The sequence below is a fragment of the Micromonospora radicis genome (assembly GCF_003583405.1).
Taxonomy (GTDB): Bacteria; Actinomycetota; Actinomycetes; order Mycobacteriales; family Micromonosporaceae; genus Micromonospora; species Micromonospora radicis.
On sequence record NZ_QXEC01000002.1, the window covers coordinates 429,728 to 447,417 of the forward strand.

Below are 17,690 nucleotides of genomic sequence, written 5' to 3' on the forward strand. Positions count from 1 at the left end.
CGCCGGACCGCCGTCATCTCGTCGTTACCTGCCGTGCCGACGCTCGAAACAGAACGGTCGACAATCGACTGTATGCCAGAGCGGATCGGATCCATCTCGGAGTTGCGTGCGGCGTACCGCGACGGCCGGCTCACCCCGGTCGACCTGGCCGAACGCGTCCTGGACGGGCTCGCCGGGCGGGACCGGGAGCCGGTCTGGATCAGCACGGTCGCCGGCAACGAGCTGCGGGCCCGCGCCGCCGAGTTGACCCGCGACGGCGATCCGGCGGCCCTGCCGCTGTACGGCATCCCGTTCGCCGTCAAGGACAACATCGACGTGGCCGGCATGATCACGACCGCGGGCTGTCCCGACTTCGGGTACCGGGCCACCGAGGACGCCCCGGTGGTGCGGCGACTGCTCGACGCCGGTGCCCTGCTGGTCGGCAAGACCAACCTCGACCAGTTCGCCACCGGCCTGACCGGTGCCCGCTCGCCGTACGGCAGCTGCGAGAGCGTCTTCGGCGGCGGGCTCGTCTCGGGCGGGTCCAGCTCCGGTTCGGCGGTCGCGGTCGCCGCCGGCCAGGTCTGCTTCGCCCTCGGTACGGACACCGCCGGATCCGGCCGGGTACCGGCGGCGCTGAACGGGATCGTCGGCGTCAAACCCACCCGTGGCCTGCTCAGCACGGCCGGGGTGGTGCCGGCCTGCCGGTCGCTGGACTGTGTCTCCGTCTTCGCCACCGACGTCGCCGGTGCGATGCGGGTGTGGCACGCCGCGCGTGGGATGACGGCGGCCGACCCGTGGGGGCGTCCGCTGCCGGCGGAGCGGGTGGATGCCCGCATGCCCGGGACGCTACGCCTCGGCACCCCCCGCACAGAAGAGCTGGACTTCTTCGACGACGCCGGTCAGGCGGTCCGGTTCGCGGCCGGTGTCCGGCGGCTGCGGGGGCTGGTCGGTGCCGCCCGACCGGTGCCGCTCGCGCCCTTCCTGGCGGCGGGCGACCTGCTCTACCAGGGGCCGTGGGTGGCCGAGCGGCTGGCCGCGCTGGACGGCTTCCTGCGCGCGCGTCCCGACTCGGTCCTCCCGGTCACCCGGGCGGTGTTGGAGACCGGGCGGCGCTACGACGCGGCCGACGCCTTCCGGGGTCAACACCGCCTGCGTGAGCTGCGCGCCCAGGTCGACCGGCTCTGGCAGGAGATCGACGTGCTGGTGCTACCGACCGTCGGTACGACGTTCACCCTCGACGAGATCGCCGCCGACCCGATCGGGCGCAACACCACGCTCGGCCGGTACACCCAGTTCGCGAACCTGCTCGACCTGGCCGCGGTGACCGTGCCGAACGGGTTCACCGCCGCCGGTCGCCCGGCCAGCCTCACCCTGATCGGCCCCGCGTTCAGCGACACCACCCTGGCCCGACTCGCCACCGCCTTCACCACCACCGGCGGCGACTCGGCGACCGACCCGGCCCGTGGTCCGGACGAGCCGACTCGCGGCCCGGCGGCCCCGGCCGCTGCCCGGACGTCAACTGATCAAGCGGCGGCCGACCAGCCGGCGGGCACGTCGGCCCAGGTGCTGCTCGCCGTCGTCGGCCGGCACCTGGCCGGCGAGTCACGCAACGCGGAACTGGTCGAGCTGGGAGCCACCCTGGCTGGCGCCGCCCGCACCGCGCCGCTCTACCGGCTCTACCGGCTGGACAGCGCCGACGGCGTCGGGTTGCCGGGGCTGGTCCGGGTCGCCTCGACGGCACCGGACGGACACCCGATCGAGGTCGAACTCTGGCGGCTGTCCGGCTCCGCCGTCGGTCGGCTGCTGGCCCGGGTACCGGCGCCACTCTCGCTCGGCTGGGTCCGGCTGCACGACGGGCGCGACGTGCTCGGGTTCCTCTGCGAGGCGTACGCCGCCGGTCCCGACGCGGAGGACATCAGCGCCACCGGCGGGTGGCGTGCGTACCGGCGGACGGTCGGGGCCGTCCGCGACCCGGGACACCCCGGTTCGGCGGAGACGACGACAGGAGGAGAGCGAGGATGGGCAGCATCGGGCCGGTGACGGCCAACCCCTACCCGTGGCCGTACGACGGCGTGGTGGACACCGCGCGTACCGCGGTGCTCTGCATCGACTGGCAGACCGACTTCTGTGGACCGGGCGGCTACGTCGACACGATGGGCTACGACATCAGCCTCACCCGGGCCGGACTGCCCGCCACCGCCCGGCTGCTGGCGCACGTCCGCTCCCTCGGGATGCTGGTCGTGCACACCCGCGAGGGTCACGACCCCGACCTGTCCGACCTGCCGGCCAACAAACGGTGGCGCTCGGCGCGGATCGGCGCCGAGATCGGCGGCGCGGGGCCCTGCGGCAGGATCCTGGTGCGGGGCGAGCCGGGGTGGGAGATCGTGCCGGAGGTCGCCCCGGTGCCCGGCGAGGTGGTCGTCGACAAGCCGGGCAAGGGCGCCTTCTACGCCACCAACCTCGACCTGGTGCTGCGTACCCGGGGCATCACCCACCTGATCCTCACCGGCATCACCACCGACGTCTGCGTGCACACCACCATGCGCGAGGCGAACGACCGGGGCTACGAGTGCCTGATCCTCTCCGACTGCACCGGCGCCACCGACAAGGGCAACCACGACGCGGCGCTGCACATGGTGACCATGCAGGGCGGGGTGTTCGGCTGCGTGGCCACCTCCGACGACGTCATCGCCGCCACCACCGAATGAGGTGAAGCAATGCCGACCATCACCGCCGCGCGGCCCGCGGCGTACGCGTTCGACCTGCACACCACCGCGCTGCTCGTCATCGACATGCAGCGGGACTTCCTGGAGCCGGGTGGCTTCGGCGAGAGCCTGGGCAACGACGTCGGCCAGCTGCGCCGCACCATCGGGCCGCTCACCGCGTTGCTGGCCGGCGCCCGGGCGGCCGGCCTGACCGTGCTGCACACCCGCGAGGGGCACCTGCCCGACCTCTCCGACTGCCCACCGGCCAAACTCGAACGGGGGGCGCCGAGCCGGCGCATCGGCGATCCCGGCCCCAACGGCCGGATCCTGATCCGGGGCGAGTACGGCCACGACATCGTCGACGAGCTGGCTCCGCTGCCCGGTGAACCGGTGATCGACAAGCCCGGCAAGGGTGCCTTCTACGCCACCGGACTGGACGAACTGCTCGCCGAGCGGAACGTCCGCAGCCTCCTGGTCACCGGGGTCACCACGGAGGTGTGCGTACACACCACCGTCCGGGAGGCCAACGACCGCGGGTACGAGTGTCTCGTGCTCGCCGACTGCGTCGGGTCCTACTTCCCCGAGTTCCAGCGGGTCGGGCTCGACATGATCGCCGCCCAGGGCGGGATCTTCGGGTGGGTCGCCGACTCCATGGACGTGCTCGCCGTGCTGCCCACCACCCCCGTGTTGCAACCCTCCTCCTGACCGGGAGCAGCCATGGTCCCCAGCAGAACCCCCACCGCCGCACTGCCCTACTGGGTACGCGGCGACACCAACGCGTTCTTCGGCTTCGGCGTCAACGTCCTGGTCAACGTGCTCACCCTGACCGGGCTCTGTCTGTTCGTGGTGAACCTCCCCGAGCGGGAGGTCTTCGGCACCATCCTGCCGGCGCTCGGCATCGCTTTGGTCGCCGGCAACGTCTACTACACGTACCTGGCCCGACGGCTGGCCCGGCGGGAGCACCGCGGCGACGTGACGGCGCTGCCGTACGGGCCGAGCGTGCCGCACATGTTCATCGTCATCTTCGTCATCATGTTGCCGATCTTCCTGCGCACCGGAGATCCGCTGCGCGCCTGGGAGGCCGGCCTGGCCTGGGCCTTCATCATCGGCGTGATCGTGTTGATCGGCGCCTTCGTCGGGCCGTACATCCGCCGGTTCACCCCCCGGGCCGCGTTGCTCGGCACCCTCGCCGGCATCTCCATCACCTTCATCTCGATGAACCCGGCCGGGCAGATGTGGCGGATGGCCTGGATCGCCCTGCCGGTCCTCGCGCTGCTGCTGATCGGCCTGCTCACCGACGTGAAGCTGCCGTTCAACTTCCCGATCGGGCTGGCCGCCCTGCTGCTCGGCACGGCGATCGGCTGGCTCGGCGGGGCGATGTCGGTGCCGGACGTCACGGCGGCCGCGCGGGACATCGCGTTCGCCTTCCCCACCTTCCAGTTCGACCTGCTGTGGCGCGGCCTGACGGACATGGCGCCGCTGCTGGCGACCGCGATCCCGCTCGGCGTCTACAACTTCACCGAGGCGATGACCAACGTGGAGAGCGCGGCGACCGCCGGGGACAACTACAACCTGCGCAGCGTCCTGCTCGCCGACGGCGCCGGCGCGGTGATCGGCTCCGCGCTCGGTTCCCCCTTCCCGCCGGCCGTCTACGTCGGTCACCCGGGCTGGAAGGCCGCCGGTGGCCGGACCGGCTACTCGATGGCCACCGGCGTGATCATCGCGTTGCTCTGCTTCCTCGGGATGTTCTCGCTGCTCGGCGCGATCTTCCCGACCGCCGCGATCGTGCCGATCCTGCTCTACATCGGGCTGTTGATCGGTGCCCAGGCGTTCCAGGCCACCCCCCGGGCACACGCGGCGGCCGTGGTGGCGGCGCTGATCCCGAACATCGCGGCCTGGGCGACCGGGCAGATGAACAACGCCCTGGCGGCAGCCGGCACCAGCGCCGCCGAGGTCGGCGACGAGGCCCTCGCCGGCGCCGGAGTGGTCTACGACGGGCTGCGGGTGCTCGGCGAGGGTGCCATCCTCGCCGGCCTGGTGCTCGGTGCGATCGTCGTCTTCATCATCGACAAACGCTTCGCCCGCGCGGCCGTCTTCGCCGCCGTGGGTGCGCTGCTCGCCTTCGTCGGCCTGATCCACGGCGAGGAGGTCCAGTGGAACGCCAACGGTCAGGTCGCCCTCGGCTACCTCTTCGTGGCGGTGGTCTGCGGGATCTTCGCGCTCGGCAAGTACCCGCCCCGGGTGCCCGAACCCGAGGAGATCGAACTGGACCGCCAGCACGGCGGCGGCACCACCGACACCGCAGTGCCGGTGCCGGCCGTCGCGGCGGGGGCCGGGGCGCCGGCCGGTACCGAGGCGACTTCCGCGCCGGCCGATCCGGTCGACGGTGGGAAGCGTGAGCCGGCGGTGAGCGGCTGAGCCGGTCGGGCCCTCGGGTCGGGTGGACCCTGGACCGGGTGGACGCCGGGCCGTGGACGACCTCGGCCGGGGAAGAGAGGACGTACCGCATGGAGATCGACCGGCCGGACGTGGTCGCCGAGGTGACCGCGGCCTTCACGGGCTACGAGCAGGCCCTGGTCGACGGGGACGCCGACCGGATCTGCGACTACTTCTGGGATTCCGACCGGACGGTGCGCTTCGGCGTCGCCGACCACCAGTACGGCCTCGACGCGCAGCGCAAGTGGCGCTGGGCGCAACCGCCGCTGCCGCCGGGCCGCCGGTTGGTCGACCCGGTGGTCAGCACCTTCGGCCCCGACCTCGCGGTGGTCACCGTCCGGTTCGGCTACCCCGGTGACCCCGTCAGCGGCCGGCAGACCCAGACCTGGGTACGCCTGCCGGTCGGCTGGCGGATCGTCACCGCCCACGTCTCGACGGTCGCCGGCTGAGGCGCCGCCCGGGAGGGTCGGGTTCGCCGCCGCGGCGGCGAACCCGACCACCGGTCAGACCCGGTCGCGTACGTCCCAGAGCCACACGTCGTCGACCCGCTGCGGCTCACCGAGCAGGGCGGTCATCAGCTCACGCAGCACCGCCTCCTTGGGATGGGCGCCGAGTACCACCACCGAGGCCCGCCAGAAGCGGAGGTCCTCCACCGCCTGCCGGCGGTTCTCGTCGGTCAGTTCGGGCAGCGCACCGGCGTCCATGCTGCGGTAGATCAGGGTGCTGGTGGGCCGGTTCGGTGCGCCGAAGACACCCTCGCCGTCGAGGTTGGGGCCGATGAAGTAGCCGGCCGGGATCGGGAACTGGTGCTGGGTCAGCGCGCTCCAGCGCAACGTGGACAGACCGTGCACGTTGCTCGGGATGGGCACCGGCACCAGCGTGTGGCCGTCCGGCACGTACGGCTGCCAGGCGCCGGAGGTGATGAAGGCCGGCGGCGGGTCGACCGGCTCGGCCGGCAGCGGGGTGGGGATCAGCGGTACCACGGCCGCCGCGACGGCGACGTACCCGATCGGCCGCCGCCAGCGCGACCACCGGCGTTCGGCGGCGGGCTCGGGGGTACGCGGCGCCGGCACCGGCGGGCGGCCGTTGCCGGCGACCGCGTCCCAGGCCAGGGCGAGCAGTACGCCGAGCGCGGCGGTGGTCACCAGGGTCAGCCGGGTCGGCATCATCATCTCGACCAGCGGCAGGTCCTCCGGGATGTACGACCACGGGCCGGGGATCCCGGTCAGCGCGCCGTTGAACCGGATCTCCGGACCGAGCGCGGCGACGGAGAAGAGCACCACCAGTACGGCGAGGATCCGGGCCACCAGCGACCGGCGGACCAGCAACGCCAGGGCCACCACCGACAGCAGCACCAGCGGCCAGCCGAACCAGGTGTTCTGCTCGGTCAGCCCGATGGTCGCCTCCACCGCCTCGTTGCCGGCGATGGTGTCGCGGGGGAAGGTGACGAAGGCGACGACGTCCTCGCCCCAACTGTGGAACACCCCGCCCTGCAAGCCGCGGTAGGACTGCGGGCCGTTGAACTGGAACCAGATCGGGTAGGCGGTCAGCAGCAGGGCCAGGCCGCCGCCGAGGCCCAACCCGGCGGCGAAGGTGCCGGCCCGTTCCCGCGCCGCACGTGGCCGCATGACCGCGTACGCGATCACGATGACCAGGCAGGCCATCGCCGTGAGCAGCAGCATCTCCTCGTTGATGAAGATCTGGTACGCCACCAGCAGGCCCAGCACCAGCCCGTTGCGCCGCCACCGGCCCGGCTCGGCCAACCGGAACACCCGCACCACGATCAGCGGGAGCAGGAAGTTGGAGACGAAGTTGGGCTGCCCGTTGGCGTGGTGCACGATGCCGGGGGCGAACCCGAGGAAGCCGCCGCCGACGAAGGCCGCGGCCCGCGAGCGCACCAGGTGCCGCGACAGCATCCAGTACGCGGTGCCGGCGGTCGCGGCCAGCGCACCACCGAGGTACAGCGCGTACACCACCTGCGGGCCGAGCAGCCAGGTGAGGGGCGCCAACGGCAGGGTCACCCCGAGCAGCGAGGTGTTGGCCATCATGTTCACCCCGTCGGGGGCGTTCTGCTGCGTACTGAACAGCGGGTTCTCCAGGTTGCGCACCGAGTACGCACCGTGCGAGAAGAGCCACTCGAACCAGCTGTGGTCGGTGGGCAGGTGGGACGAGACGCGGTTGTTCACGTCCACCCAGTAGTTGAGGCAGACGACGACACCGAGCAGCACGTAGGCTCCGATGACCAGCACGTCGGCCCGGTGCGGCCGGCGTCGGGGACGCCGTGTTTCCGCTTCCGCCTCGACGGTCGGGGAGACGGGATTCAGCGAGGGATCTACCACCGGCACAGCCACGACGGGCCATCGTACAGGCGGGCGCCGGGGATCCCCGACGGCCGTGAGGGGCCGCGTGTGGCGCGCGGCGGGGAGGACGAGCGTGACGCTGATCGACCTCGGTGACCTGTCCGGGCCGACCACAACCGAGCCGACGGCGCGGCGGCGCCCGGCCGGGTTGCGGCGTCGGGCCGCCGGCCGGTGGTGGTCGATCGGGTTGGTGACGGTGGCCGCGCTGGTGGCGCTGGCCGGTGCCGCGCCGCCCGGCACGCGGGTGCACGCGACGGTGCCGGCCGCTCTGGGGTCGGAGTTGTTCCTCGCCGAGGAGTACATCTTCACCATCACCCCGGCGCCCCGGGTGACCGACGGCACGCAGGAACTCGCCGCCTACCCCCGGCCGACCCGGGCCACCGTCGCACCGCGGCAGCTGACCGCACTGTGGCGGATCCCGGTGCCGCCCGGGCACCGCTTCTACCGGGTGGAGACCGTCGCCGGTGACGGCGTGCTGCTCGCCATGGTGCCGCCAGGGAATACCGGCGGCGACAGCCAGACCGTGTTGCTGGACGTGCGTACCGGGCAGGAACGGTGGCGGACCGTCGGGTTCGGTACGCCCGACCCGTCGGGCCGGGTACTGCTGCAGACGTTCGGCTTCGAGGAACCGATGACGCTGCGCGCGGTCGACCTGGCCGACGGTCGCGAGCTGTGGTCGACCACCTCGCCGCCGGGCTGGTTGCAGCACCACTGGCGGGACGGGGTGATCGACGCCATCGTGCTGTCCACCAACGCCGGTGACGTCGACGTGCTCGACGCGACCACCGGCGAGGTTCGGCACCGGCTGCCCCGAAGCGCCGCCCATCCGTCCGCCTACCAGCAGTCGTCGCTGGTCGGAGACCTGGTGCTGGTGGTCAGCAACTCGCGGGTCGTCACCGCGTACGGCATCGACGGGTTGGTGCGGCGCTGGCAGACCACCCTGCCGCTGGCCGAACAGGTGACCCGGTGCGGGGAGCTGCTCTGTGTCCAGGCCGGCGGTGGCGGCACGCACGTCCTCGACCCGGCCACCGGCGCGCTCCGGTGGCGCACCGACGTGGACGCCGAACTGCTGCGCGTCACGGGCGCCCGCGGCCTGGCACAGCTACGCGGCAGCCCCGGCCGGGAACTGGTGCTGCTCGACTCGGCCACCGGCGCGGTGCTGACCGACTACGCCGCCTGGGCCTCGGTCGCCTCCTACGAGCAGGAGCAGGAGCTGTACGGGGTGCACACGATCCCCGAGGTGGGCCTCGTGCTGGCCCGGCTCGACCCGGCGCAGGCACAGCCGCGCCGGCTCGACGTGCTGGCCGGCGCGGCCGGCGGCTGCCAGAGCCGCGACGGCCTGATCGGCTGCCGCCGCCACGACGGCGGGTTCGGCGTGTGGCAGCTGCCGGAGTGAGCGGGGGCGCTACCAGTTCGGCTGCGCCGGGCGGGTCGGCAGCGGCCGGTCGGGCGGCCGGATCACGTACGTCAGGCCGCCGCTGGCGACCTGCCAGGCGTGCTCGAACGGGGCCCGTGGCACGACCCGGCGTACCGTCTCGTCGTCCGGCGCGTACGGGTCGTTGACGATCGGGTCACCGGTGGCGGTGAAGCCGACCAGCACCAGCAGGTGCCCGGTGGTGTCGTAGTCGAGTCCGGGCACCTCTCCCCGCCGGTACGCGGCGGAGAGCACCAGCGGGATGCCGGCGGCCACGAACGCCTCCGCCTCGGCCAGCGACCGGAGTCGGGTCACGAAGGCGTCCATCCCCTGCGACCCCGCGTACGCGGTGGTGAACGACCAGTTCCCGGTCCCGTCGTAGGCGTGGTCGTAGCACTGCCGGGCGGCGTGCACCACCGCCGGCCGGGGTCCGGGCGGGCGGACCCAGGCGTACCGCCGTGGGACGGGTGAGGCGCCCCAGTAGGCCAGCACCATCGCCGCCGACGTGGGGCTGCACCAGCCGTCCCCACCGCCACCCAGCCACCGGTGGGTGCCGGTGTGCCGGCGCTGGGACCAGCACGGCACGTCCAGTACCCGGCCGGTCGCCGGCCCCGGCCGGGTGCTCGGGGCCACCGGGTCGCCCTCGCCGGTCGCGCCGGCCTGGTCCGCGCCGGCCTGGTCCGCGCCGGGCGGGTTGGTGCCGGTCGGGGTGACCGGGTCGCCGCTGGCCACCGCGCCGGCCGTGCGCAGCACCGGGCCGGCGCGGGCCCCCGCCGGGCGGAGCAGCGTCAGTCGCAGCTGCCAGCCGGTCACCGTCGCCGCGCCGACCACCAGCGTGTCGGTCTCCACCCGGGCGGCGGCGTCCCGCTGGCCGGGCACCGAGGTGCGCCGTACCGCGCTGTCGTCTGCGGTCCAGTCGCCGAGCGCGTACCAGCGGGTCGCCGGGCCGCTGGCGTGCCAGCCGCGCAGCTCGGCCCGCAGCCAGCAGCCGGCCGGGGCGTCCGCGGTCCAGGAGGGCACCACCTCGCGTACCGCGAATCCGGCCGGCACCGGCGGCGACGTCCAGGTGCCCCACTCGTAGCGGCGGAGGTGGCCCGCCGGGTCGGGGTGCACCAGTCGCCGGACGACGCCGCCCGGTGCCAGCCCGCGGCGGGCCACCCGCAGCCCGAACCGGCGGCCGGCGGCGCCGTCGGTGGGGAACCGGAATCCCCGGTACACGATGTCCCGAGCCGCTGCCGTCACGTCCCACCCTCCGTCGCTTCCTGCCGGCAGCATCGTGCAGGTCGAAGGTTTCCGGCAACACCGCACCGGCGTGCCCGTCGGCTTGGCCACCGGCGCTAGGTTGACGAGTTGTCGTCGCCGGGAAGGGGCTGGGCATGCGGGTACTGGTGGTCGAGGACGAGCGCAACCTCGCCGACGCGATCGCGCGTGGCCTGCGTAAGCGTGGGATGGCGGTGGACGTGGCGTACGACGGCGACAGCGGCCACGAGATGGCCTTCGTCACCCGCTACGACGTGGTGGTGCTCGACCGTGACCTGCCCGGCATGCACGGTGACCAGATCTGTGCCGAGCTGGCCGCCTCGGGCGCGCTGACCCGGGTACTGATGCTCACCGCCAGCGGTACGGTCGCCGACCGGGTCGAGGGCTTGCAGCTCGGCGCCGACGACTACCTGCCCAAACCGTTCGCCTTCGACGAACTGGTCGCCCGGGTGCAGGCGCTGGGCCGGCGGGCCACCCCGGCGGCCCCGCCGGTGCTCGAACTGGCCGACCTCGTCGTCGACCCGGCCCGCCGCACGGCCACCCGGGGCGGGGTGGCGGTGGAGCTGACCAACAAGGAGTTCGGGGTGCTCTGCGAGCTGCTCAAGGCCCGCGGCGCCGTGGTGTCCAGCGAGGAACTGTTGGAACGGGTCTGGGACGCCAACACCGACCCGTTCACCACGATCGTCCGGGTCACCGTGATGACCCTGCGGCGCAAGCTCGGCGACCCGCCGCTGATCGAGACCGTGGTGGGTGCCGGCTACCGGACGGCCGAGGTGTCGGCGTGACGGGCCCGGCACGCCGCCGGCTCAGCCTCCGTATGCGACCCACCCTGCGGCTGCGGCTGACCCTGCTCAACGGGGTGCTGCTGGTCGGTGCCGGGGCGATCCTGGTGCTGCTGGCCTGGTTGCTGGTCCGCGACGCGTTGCGGCCCACCGACGAGCTGCTGCCCGGCACCACGGTGCTGCTGGCCGACGGGCGTTCGCTGGACGCCGCCACCTGGCAACGGCAGCTGGTCGACTCGGCCTCCGGGGAACTGCTGGCCAAGGGGCTGGCCGCGCTGCTGGCGATCGGCACGGTCGGCGTGGTCGGGGCGTACGCGGTCGCCGGCCGGGCGCTGCGACCGCTGCACCAGGTCACCGCGACCGCGCGCCGGCTCGGCGAGACCACGCTGGACCAGCGGATCTGCTACTCCGGGGCGGACGACGAGGTGGCCGAGCTGGCGGACACCTTCGACGAGATGCTGGACCGGATCGCCGCCGCGTTCGAGGCGCAGAAGCGGTTCGTCGCCAACGCCTCGCACGAGCTGCGTACGCCGCTGGCGGTGATGCGTACCGAGATCGACGTGACGCTCTCCGACGACGAGGCGGACACCGGCGAGTACCGCCGGATGGCGACCGTGGTCCGGGACGCCTCCGAGCGGGCCAACGGCCTGGTTGACGCGCTGCTGGTGCTGGCCCGCAGCGAGGCGCAGGCGGGGCGGCGACTCGGCCGGCGTACCGAGTGCGACCTCGCCGCCGGCACCCTCAACGCGTTGTCCGCGGTACGGCGGGAGGTCGAGCGGATCAAGCTGGACGTGCGGACCTCGCTGGAGCCGGCGCCGGTGGTCGGCGATCCGGGTCTGCTGGACCGGCTGGCCGGCAACCTGATCGAGAACGCGGTCCGCTACAACCATCTGCACGGCCGGCTCTGGGTGCGGACCGGCTCGGACGGCCACCAGTCGTGGCTGGTGGTGGGGAACACCGGCTTCGAGGTCGACCCGGCCGACGTGCCGGGGCTGTTCGAGCCGTTCCGCCGCGGTGGCCGGGAGCGGACCGGGGCGCGTGGGTCGGGACTCGGTCTGTCGATCGTCCGGGCGGTCTGCGATGCGCACGGCGGCACGGTGACCGTGGTGGCGCAGCCCGGCGGCGGCCTGGAGGTGACGGTGACCCTCCCGGCGGCCGACGCCGTGCCGACGGCGGACGCCGCCAGGTGACCCGACGGCGGTCGCCCGGCCACCGCCCATCCCACTCCCGCGACGGCCGTCGGGCCACTCCACGGGGCGGGATAATCGCTTGATCAGCGTGAGAGGTTGGGCCCATGACTTCGACAGTCCACTGGATCGACTTCGACTGCGCCGACCCGTACGCCATGGCGACCTTCTGGGCCGAGGCGACCGGGATGCGCCACGACCCGGACAACAAGCCGGGCGAGGAGGAGTGCGCGTTGTTCTCGGGCCCGGACGACGCCGATGGCGGCCTGCTCTTCCAGCGGGTACCGGAGGGCAAGACGGCGAAGAACCGGGTGCACCTGGACCTGAAGCCGACCGACCGGACCCGGGACGAGGAGGTCGAGCGGCTGCTCGGCCTGGGCGCGTCGCTGGTCGCCGACCAACGCCGGCCGGACGGCACCGGCTGGGTGGTGCTCGCCGACCCGGAGGGCAACGAACTCTGCGTGGAACGCGGCGCGGCGGAGCGGGCCGAGGCGGCCGGGCAGTCCTGAGACCGCTGGTGCGCCCACCGGTCAGGACACCGGCTGCCCCGCGCGCCGCAGGCGTACGGCGTCCTGGCTCGGTGGCGCGCCGAACTGGCGCCGGTACTCGCGGCTGAACTGGGAGAGGCTGCCGTAGCCGACCCGCCGGCCGACGGCGGCGATGTCGTTGCCGTCCGCGGCCAGTTGCAGGCGGGCGTGCTGGAGCCGGATCTGTTTCTGGAACTGGATCGGGCTCATCGCGGTGACCGCCTGGAAGTTGCGGTGGAACGCCGACACGCTCATCCCCGCCTGCTGTGCCACCTCCTCGACGAGGAACCGCTGCGGGTAGTTCTCGCGGATCCAGCGCACCGCACGGGCGATGTGGCTGAGGTTGCTGTCGGGCAGACCGAGCTGGCGGACCAGCGCGCCCTGGTCGCCGGTGAGCAGCCGCCAGAGGATCTCGCGTTTGACCAGTGGCGCGAGTACCGGGATGTCGCGCGGCTGGTCGAGCAGGCGGACCAGCCGCAGGACGGCGTCGAGGAGTTCGCCGGAGGCGGTACTGACGGCGAGCCCGGCCGGCATCTCGTCGCCGACCGCCGGCAGGTCGCCGGGGGCGAGCTGCAACAGCAGGTCGGCCACCGTGGCCGGGTCGAGGTTCAGTCCGACACCGAGGCCGGGAAGCTCCGGGCTGGCCTCGGTGAAGTGGCTGCTCACCGGCAGGTCGACGGAGGTCACGAGATACTCTCCGGCACGGTACTGGTACACGCGGTCACCCAGGGCCAGTCGTTTGGTGCCCTGGGTCACCAAGGCCAGCACCCGGCCGTAGATCGTCGGCGTCGGCGGGTACGGCCGGTCGGCCCTGATGATCAGCACGTCGTCGATCGTGGTGGTCAGATCGGGCCGGGCGTGGCGGGTCAGCAGGCGGCACAGCTCGTCGAGGGCCATGCCTGCGATTAAACCGGCACGGCCGCCGGGCGACGCCCACCGGTGCCGGTCGTTGCCGGGCCACTGCCGGCCCGATCCGCGTACCGGCCGGATCGGGCAGGATCACGCCAGAGTTTGCGACTTCTGGGCAACGCGTCCGGGCACTGCGCCTGGTTCGATATGTCTCCGGGAGGCTGGCCGTGTCTGAGGAGCCGCGTTGACCGAACTCGTCGGCCGTCACGCCGAGCTTGCGCAGCTCTCCGACTTTGTCACCCGGCTGTCCGAGCGGGGCGACGCGCGGCTGCTCTGGGGTGAGCCCGGGGTGGGCAAGTCGGCCCTGATCGCCGCCACCGCGCACCTCGCGCTGGCGGCCCAGCTGCGGCTGCTGCGGGCCTCCGGTTCGGAGTTCGAGGCCGACGTCAGCTACTCGTGCCTCAACCAGCTGCTCCTGCCGGTCCACGCCGACCTGGAGCGCCTGCCACCCGGGCCCCGGGAGGCGCTGGCGGTGGCGCTCGGCTTCCGGGCCGGCCCGCCACCGGACGCGCTGCTGGTCTGCAACGCCGCGTTGATGCTGGTCAAGGCGGTCGCCACCGAGGTGCCGGTGGTCCTGCTGGTGGACGACGTCCAGTGGGTCGACCGGGCGAGCGCGATCGTGCTCAGCTTCATCGCCCGCCGCCTCGACGGTTGCCGGGCCGGCCTGCTGGCCTCGGCCAGGACGGGTACGGCGAGTCTGCTCGACCCCCGGGGACTGGCCGAGATCGTCGTCCCGCCGCTCGACGACGAGGCCGCCGGACGCCTGGTCGACGCCACCTTCCCGCAGTTGACGCCGCGGATCCGGCAGCGGCTGCTGGATCTCGCCCAGGGCAATCCGCTGGCTCTGATGGAGCTGCCGGCGACGCTGGTGGGGGCCGTCGGGCGCACCGCCGGGCGGGCGGAGGTGGTGCCGCTCAGCGACCGGCTGCAGGCGATGTTCGCCGCCCGCATCGCCGAGCTGCCCGAACCGACCCGCCGGCTGTTGCTGCTGGCCACCTTCGAGGGCACCGGCGACATCCGGATCCTGCGCGCCGCCGGTGACGACCAGCCCGGGCTCGCCGCGCTCGCCCCGGCGGAACGGGCGCAGCTCGTACGGGTGGACGACGCCACCGCGCGGATCGCGTTCCGGCATCCGCTGATCCGGTCGGCGATCGTGGCGATGTCCACCCACGAGGAGCGCCGCGGTGCGCACGTCGCCCTCGCCGGCGCGCTCCACGGCGACCAGGAACGTCGTGCCTGGCACCTGGCGGCAGCCGCCGTGGGGCCGGACGAGACGGTGGCGCAGCTGCTGGAGATGGCGGCGCATCGCGTCATGCTGCGCGGGGACGCGTTCGCCGCGGTCGCCGCGCTGGTCCGGGCCGGGGAACTCAGCGTGACCAGCGCCGACCGGGCCCGGCGCCTCGCCGAGGCCGCGTACATCGGCGTCGAGGCCAGCGGCGCCGTCGACGACGCGAAGACGTTGCTGACCGACGCGCGGCGGGCGGCGCCGGACGACACGGGCAGCCTGCACGCGGCCAACGCGGCCGCGTTCCTGATGCTCAACGGCGACGGTGACGTCAACACCGCACACCGGCTCCTCGTCGGCGCCATCGAGACCGGCGACCACGGCTACCGGGCCGAGGATCCCGCGCTCATCGAGGCCATGCACACCCTGCTGCTGCTCTGCTGGTACGGCGGCACGCCCGCGTACTGGGAGCCGTTCTACCGGCTCCTCGGCCGGCTCCGACCCCGGCCACCCGACGTCCTGGCCCTGGCCGGCCGGACGTTTCCCGACCCGGTACGCACCGCGGTGGCGGCGCTGCCCCAGGCCGATGCGATTCTCGCCGCGCTGCCGGACGAGACCGACCTGTCCCGGATCGTGCGGATCGGCACGGCGTCGGTCTACCTGGACCGCCTCGCCGACTGCCGCGAGTCCTCCTGGCGGCTGGTGCGGCACGGCCGGGACGGTGGACCACCCCGGCGGCACCTCGGCGCCCTGATGCACCTGTGCCTGGACGACTATCTCGTCGGCCGCTGGGACGAGGCCGAGGAGCTCGCGCGGGAGGGGCAGCGGATCTGCGCGGCGAGTGGCTTCTCGTTCTTCGCCTGGTACTTCCGGTACAACCGGGCGATCATCGCTGCCGGCCGGGGACGCTTCGACGAGGCGTACGCCCTCGCCGACGAGATGAGCCACTGGGCGCTTCCCCGCGGCGTCTCGGCGGCGGTGTCCTTCGCCCACCATCCGCGCACCCTGGCCGCTCTCGGCCAGGGCGACTGGGACGCCGCCTTCCGGCACGCCGCCGCGCTGAGCCCACCCGGTGTGCTCGCCTCCCACCTGCCGCACTGCACCTGGGTGATGTTCGATCTGGTGGAGGCGGCGGTGCGGACCGGGCGCACGGTCGAGGCCAGCGCCCACGTCGCGGCGATGCGATCGGCTGGCGTCGCCGCGCTGTCGACCCGGATGGCGCTGCTCGTGGCGGGTGCGGAGGCGCTCGTCGGAGACGACGACGCGGCGACGGACCGGTTGACGGAGCTGCTGGCCGACCCGGCGACACAGCGGTGGTTGTTCGAGGTGTCCCGGATCCGGCTCGCCCTCGGCGAGAAGCTGCGCCGCGGCAGGTCGGCGTCGCAGGCCCGGCGGCACCTGCTCGCCGCCCGGGACGGATTCGCGGCCATGGCCGCCACACCGTGGCTGGAACGCACCCACGCCGAGCTGCGCGCCGCCAAGTACCGACTCGCGGACGTACCCTCGGACGGGCCGTCCGCCCTGACCGCCCAGGAGTCGCAGATCGCGCAGTTGGCGGCGAGCGGTCTGACCAACAAACAGATCGCCGAGCGCCTGTATCTGTCGCACCGGACCGTCGGCGCACACCTGTACCGGATCTTCCCCAAGCTCGGTGTCGCCTCGCGCGCCGGGCTCAGGGACGCGCTGACGACCGATCCCGGGTAGCCGGGCGGGGCCGGGGGACGGCGGAGCACGGGGCGCTCAGGTTGGCGGCCTGGGCCTCCTTCTCCGCCAGTAGTCCCTCCAGCAGCCGGCGGGTGGTGGGATCGTCGTCGCCGACCCAGCGCACCGCCTCCTGCAGGGTCTGGACGAGAATCCGCGCCCCGATCAGGTTCTGGGTCAGGATGCCGGCGAGGTCGCCGTCGGGGAACGTCTGGAACGCCACCCGGGAGCGGCCGGTCAGGTGCTGTGGATCGAGGTCGGCGTGGTACCCGAGCTGCCGGATCCGGGCCGCCAGCAGCCGTGCGCCCGCGCGGTCCCGGTCCGCACAGGCGTGCAGGAACTCCGCGACGGGTCGGTCGGCCGGCGCGCCGACCAGCAGCGCGTGCTGGTCGTGTTGCAGCGACGCCACGACCAGGCTCGCCAGCAGGACGTTCAGCAGTTCCGCCAGGGCCGGCAGGTCGGCCCGGTTGGACGGGGTGACCGGCCCGTCGTCCAGGTCGAACAGCGCCCGGTCGCGCAACTCCCGCGTGCGTACCACGGGTGGCGGCGGTCCGGCGTCTTCCCGCCCGGCTGGCTTCGTCATGCCTCGATGGTCGGGCGCCGGCCACCGCCGTACATCTGTCAAACGACCTAACGCCCGTCCGGGGTGCCGCTGCCCCGGCCCACGCCCGGGTCGGGCCCGTACCCGGCGCCTGCGGGCCGGCGAACCCGGCCGGTCGCCGGGTGGGGTCCGCCGCCGATCGGCCCGGGACGCTAGGTCGTCGTCCGTGGCACCCCGGGAAGCCGCAGACAGATGACTGATGAGCGCGGCCCGGCCAGGCCGAAGAGTGGAGCCCGTCAGTACGCCGATCCGGCCTCCCGGCCGGATGCGTCAGGAACGAGAAGAGGTACGCCATGATCGTCCATCACGGTTTCCACGCCGTCATGACCGCCCGGCCGGGCCGGGGTGACGAACTGGTCGCCCTGCTGCTCGACGCGCCCTCCCTGCCCGACGACGACTGTGTCGTCTTCCTGGTCAGCCGCTCCGGCACCGACCCCGACGTGGTCTCGGTCGCCGAGGGATGGACCAGCCGGGAGGCGCACGCCAGGTTCTTCGCCGCCGATCCGGCACAGGCGTTCGTCGCGCGGCTCCAGCCGCTGCTGGCCGGCGAGTCGCACTACACCGACGCGGTACCCGTCGGCGGCAAGCCGTCGTTCTGAAC

Annotated in this window: 15 protein-coding genes; 11 read left to right on the plus strand and 4 right to left on the minus strand. The window is 73.4% G+C overall.

All coding sequences use genetic code 11. The features are described from left to right. The first annotated feature begins 72 nt into the window (after nt 1-72). The 5 genes from atzF (at nt 73) to D2L64_RS04650 (ending at nt 5,572) form a co-directional block, all read left to right on the plus strand. The gene (atzF, locus tag D2L64_RS04630) at nt 73-2,022 is read left to right on the plus strand and encodes an allophanate hydrolase (protein ID WP_119573395.1); all 1,950 of its coding nucleotides are present in this window, start codon (nt 73-75) and stop codon (nt 2,020-2,022) included. Further along, nucleotides 2,001-2,690 (plus strand): biuret amidohydrolase, encoded by a 690-nt coding sequence (biuH, locus tag D2L64_RS04635; protein ID WP_119573396.1) that lies wholly within the window; start codon nt 2,001-2,003, stop codon nt 2,688-2,690. The genes atzF and biuH overlap by 22 nt, the downstream gene beginning before the upstream one ends. A gap of 9 nt (nt 2,691-2,699) precedes the next feature. Further along, nucleotides 2,700-3,392 (plus strand): cysteine hydrolase family protein, encoded by a 693-nt coding sequence (locus D2L64_RS04640; protein ID WP_119573397.1) that lies wholly within the window; start codon nt 2,700-2,702, stop codon nt 3,390-3,392. Nucleotides 3,393-3,404: 12 nt separating this feature from the next. Then, nucleotides 3,405-5,105, plus strand: a complete 1,701-nt coding sequence (locus D2L64_RS04645) for a solute carrier family 23 protein (RefSeq protein ID WP_233558755.1) — start codon at nt 3,405-3,407, stop codon at nt 5,103-5,105. 89 nt (nt 5,106-5,194) lie between these two features. Further along, entirely contained in the window at nt 5,195-5,572 is a 378-nt protein-coding gene (locus tag D2L64_RS04650) for an AtzH-like domain-containing protein (RefSeq protein WP_119573398.1), read from the plus strand. A gap of 54 nt (nt 5,573-5,626) precedes the next feature. Here D2L64_RS04650 and D2L64_RS04655 read toward each other — a convergent pair whose 3' ends face one another. Then, nucleotides 5,627-7,474 (minus strand): hypothetical protein, encoded by a 1,848-nt coding sequence (locus tag D2L64_RS04655; RefSeq protein WP_119573399.1) that lies wholly within the window; start codon nt 7,472-7,474, stop codon nt 5,627-5,629. Between the two features lie 82 nt (nt 7,475-7,556). Between D2L64_RS04655 and D2L64_RS04660 the strand changes: the two genes are divergently transcribed. Further along, on the plus strand, nt 7,557-8,879 hold the full coding sequence (locus tag D2L64_RS04660; protein WP_119573400.1) for an outer membrane protein assembly factor BamB family protein: 1,323 nt from the start codon (nt 7,557-7,559) through the stop codon (nt 8,877-8,879). A gap of 9 nt (nt 8,880-8,888) precedes the next feature. On the opposite strand, the gene D2L64_RS04665 is transcribed toward D2L64_RS04660, so the two are convergent. Continuing rightward, a complete protein-coding gene (locus tag D2L64_RS04665; RefSeq protein ID WP_233558756.1) occupies nt 8,889-10,139 on the minus strand; it encodes a peptidase C39 family protein in 1,251 nt (416 codons plus the stop codon). A 134-nt stretch (nt 10,140-10,273) separates the two neighbouring features. On the opposite strand from D2L64_RS04665, the gene D2L64_RS04670 reads away from it, so the two are divergent. The 3 genes from D2L64_RS04670 (at nt 10,274) to D2L64_RS04680 (ending at nt 12,635) form a co-directional block, all read left to right on the plus strand. Beyond that, a complete protein-coding gene (locus D2L64_RS04670; protein WP_119573402.1) occupies nt 10,274-10,942 on the plus strand; it encodes a response regulator transcription factor in 669 nt (222 codons plus the stop codon). Between the two features lie 32 nt (nt 10,943-10,974). After that, nucleotides 10,975-12,129 (plus strand): sensor histidine kinase, encoded by a 1,155-nt coding sequence (locus D2L64_RS04675; RefSeq protein ID WP_119573403.1) that lies wholly within the window; start codon nt 10,975-10,977, stop codon nt 12,127-12,129. 104 nt (nt 12,130-12,233) lie between these two features. Continuing rightward, nucleotides 12,234-12,635 carry a VOC family protein gene (locus D2L64_RS04680; protein WP_119573404.1) on the plus strand — a complete coding sequence of 134 codons (402 nt, stop codon included), beginning with the start codon at nt 12,234-12,236 and terminating at the stop codon, nt 12,633-12,635. Nucleotides 12,636-12,656: 21 nt separating this feature from the next. Here the strand turns inward: D2L64_RS04680 and D2L64_RS04685 are convergent, their stop codons facing one another. Continuing rightward, nucleotides 12,657-13,550 carry an AraC family transcriptional regulator gene (locus D2L64_RS04685; RefSeq protein WP_119573405.1) on the minus strand — a complete coding sequence of 298 codons (894 nt, stop codon included), beginning with the start codon at nt 13,548-13,550 and terminating at the stop codon, nt 12,657-12,659. A gap of 196 nt (nt 13,551-13,746) precedes the next feature. Between D2L64_RS04685 and D2L64_RS04690 the strand changes: the two genes are divergently transcribed. Continuing rightward, the gene (locus tag D2L64_RS04690) at nt 13,747-16,491 is read left to right on the plus strand and encodes an AAA family ATPase (RefSeq protein ID WP_119573406.1); all 2,745 of its coding nucleotides are present in this window, start codon (nt 13,747-13,749) and stop codon (nt 16,489-16,491) included. Here the strand turns inward: D2L64_RS04690 and D2L64_RS04695 are convergent. Then, nucleotides 16,460-17,071 carry a ferritin-like domain-containing protein gene (locus D2L64_RS04695; protein ID WP_119573407.1) on the minus strand — a complete coding sequence of 204 codons (612 nt, stop codon included), beginning with the start codon at nt 17,069-17,071 and terminating at the stop codon, nt 16,460-16,462. The two genes, D2L64_RS04690 and D2L64_RS04695, sit on opposite strands and share 32 nt — an antisense overlap. Nucleotides 17,072-17,382: 311 nt before the next feature. Between D2L64_RS04695 and D2L64_RS04700 the strand changes: the two genes are divergently transcribed. After that, a complete protein-coding gene (locus D2L64_RS04700; protein ID WP_119573408.1) occupies nt 17,383-17,688 on the plus strand; it encodes a putative quinol monooxygenase in 306 nt (101 codons plus the stop codon). Nucleotides 17,689-17,690 lie beyond the last annotated feature (2 nt).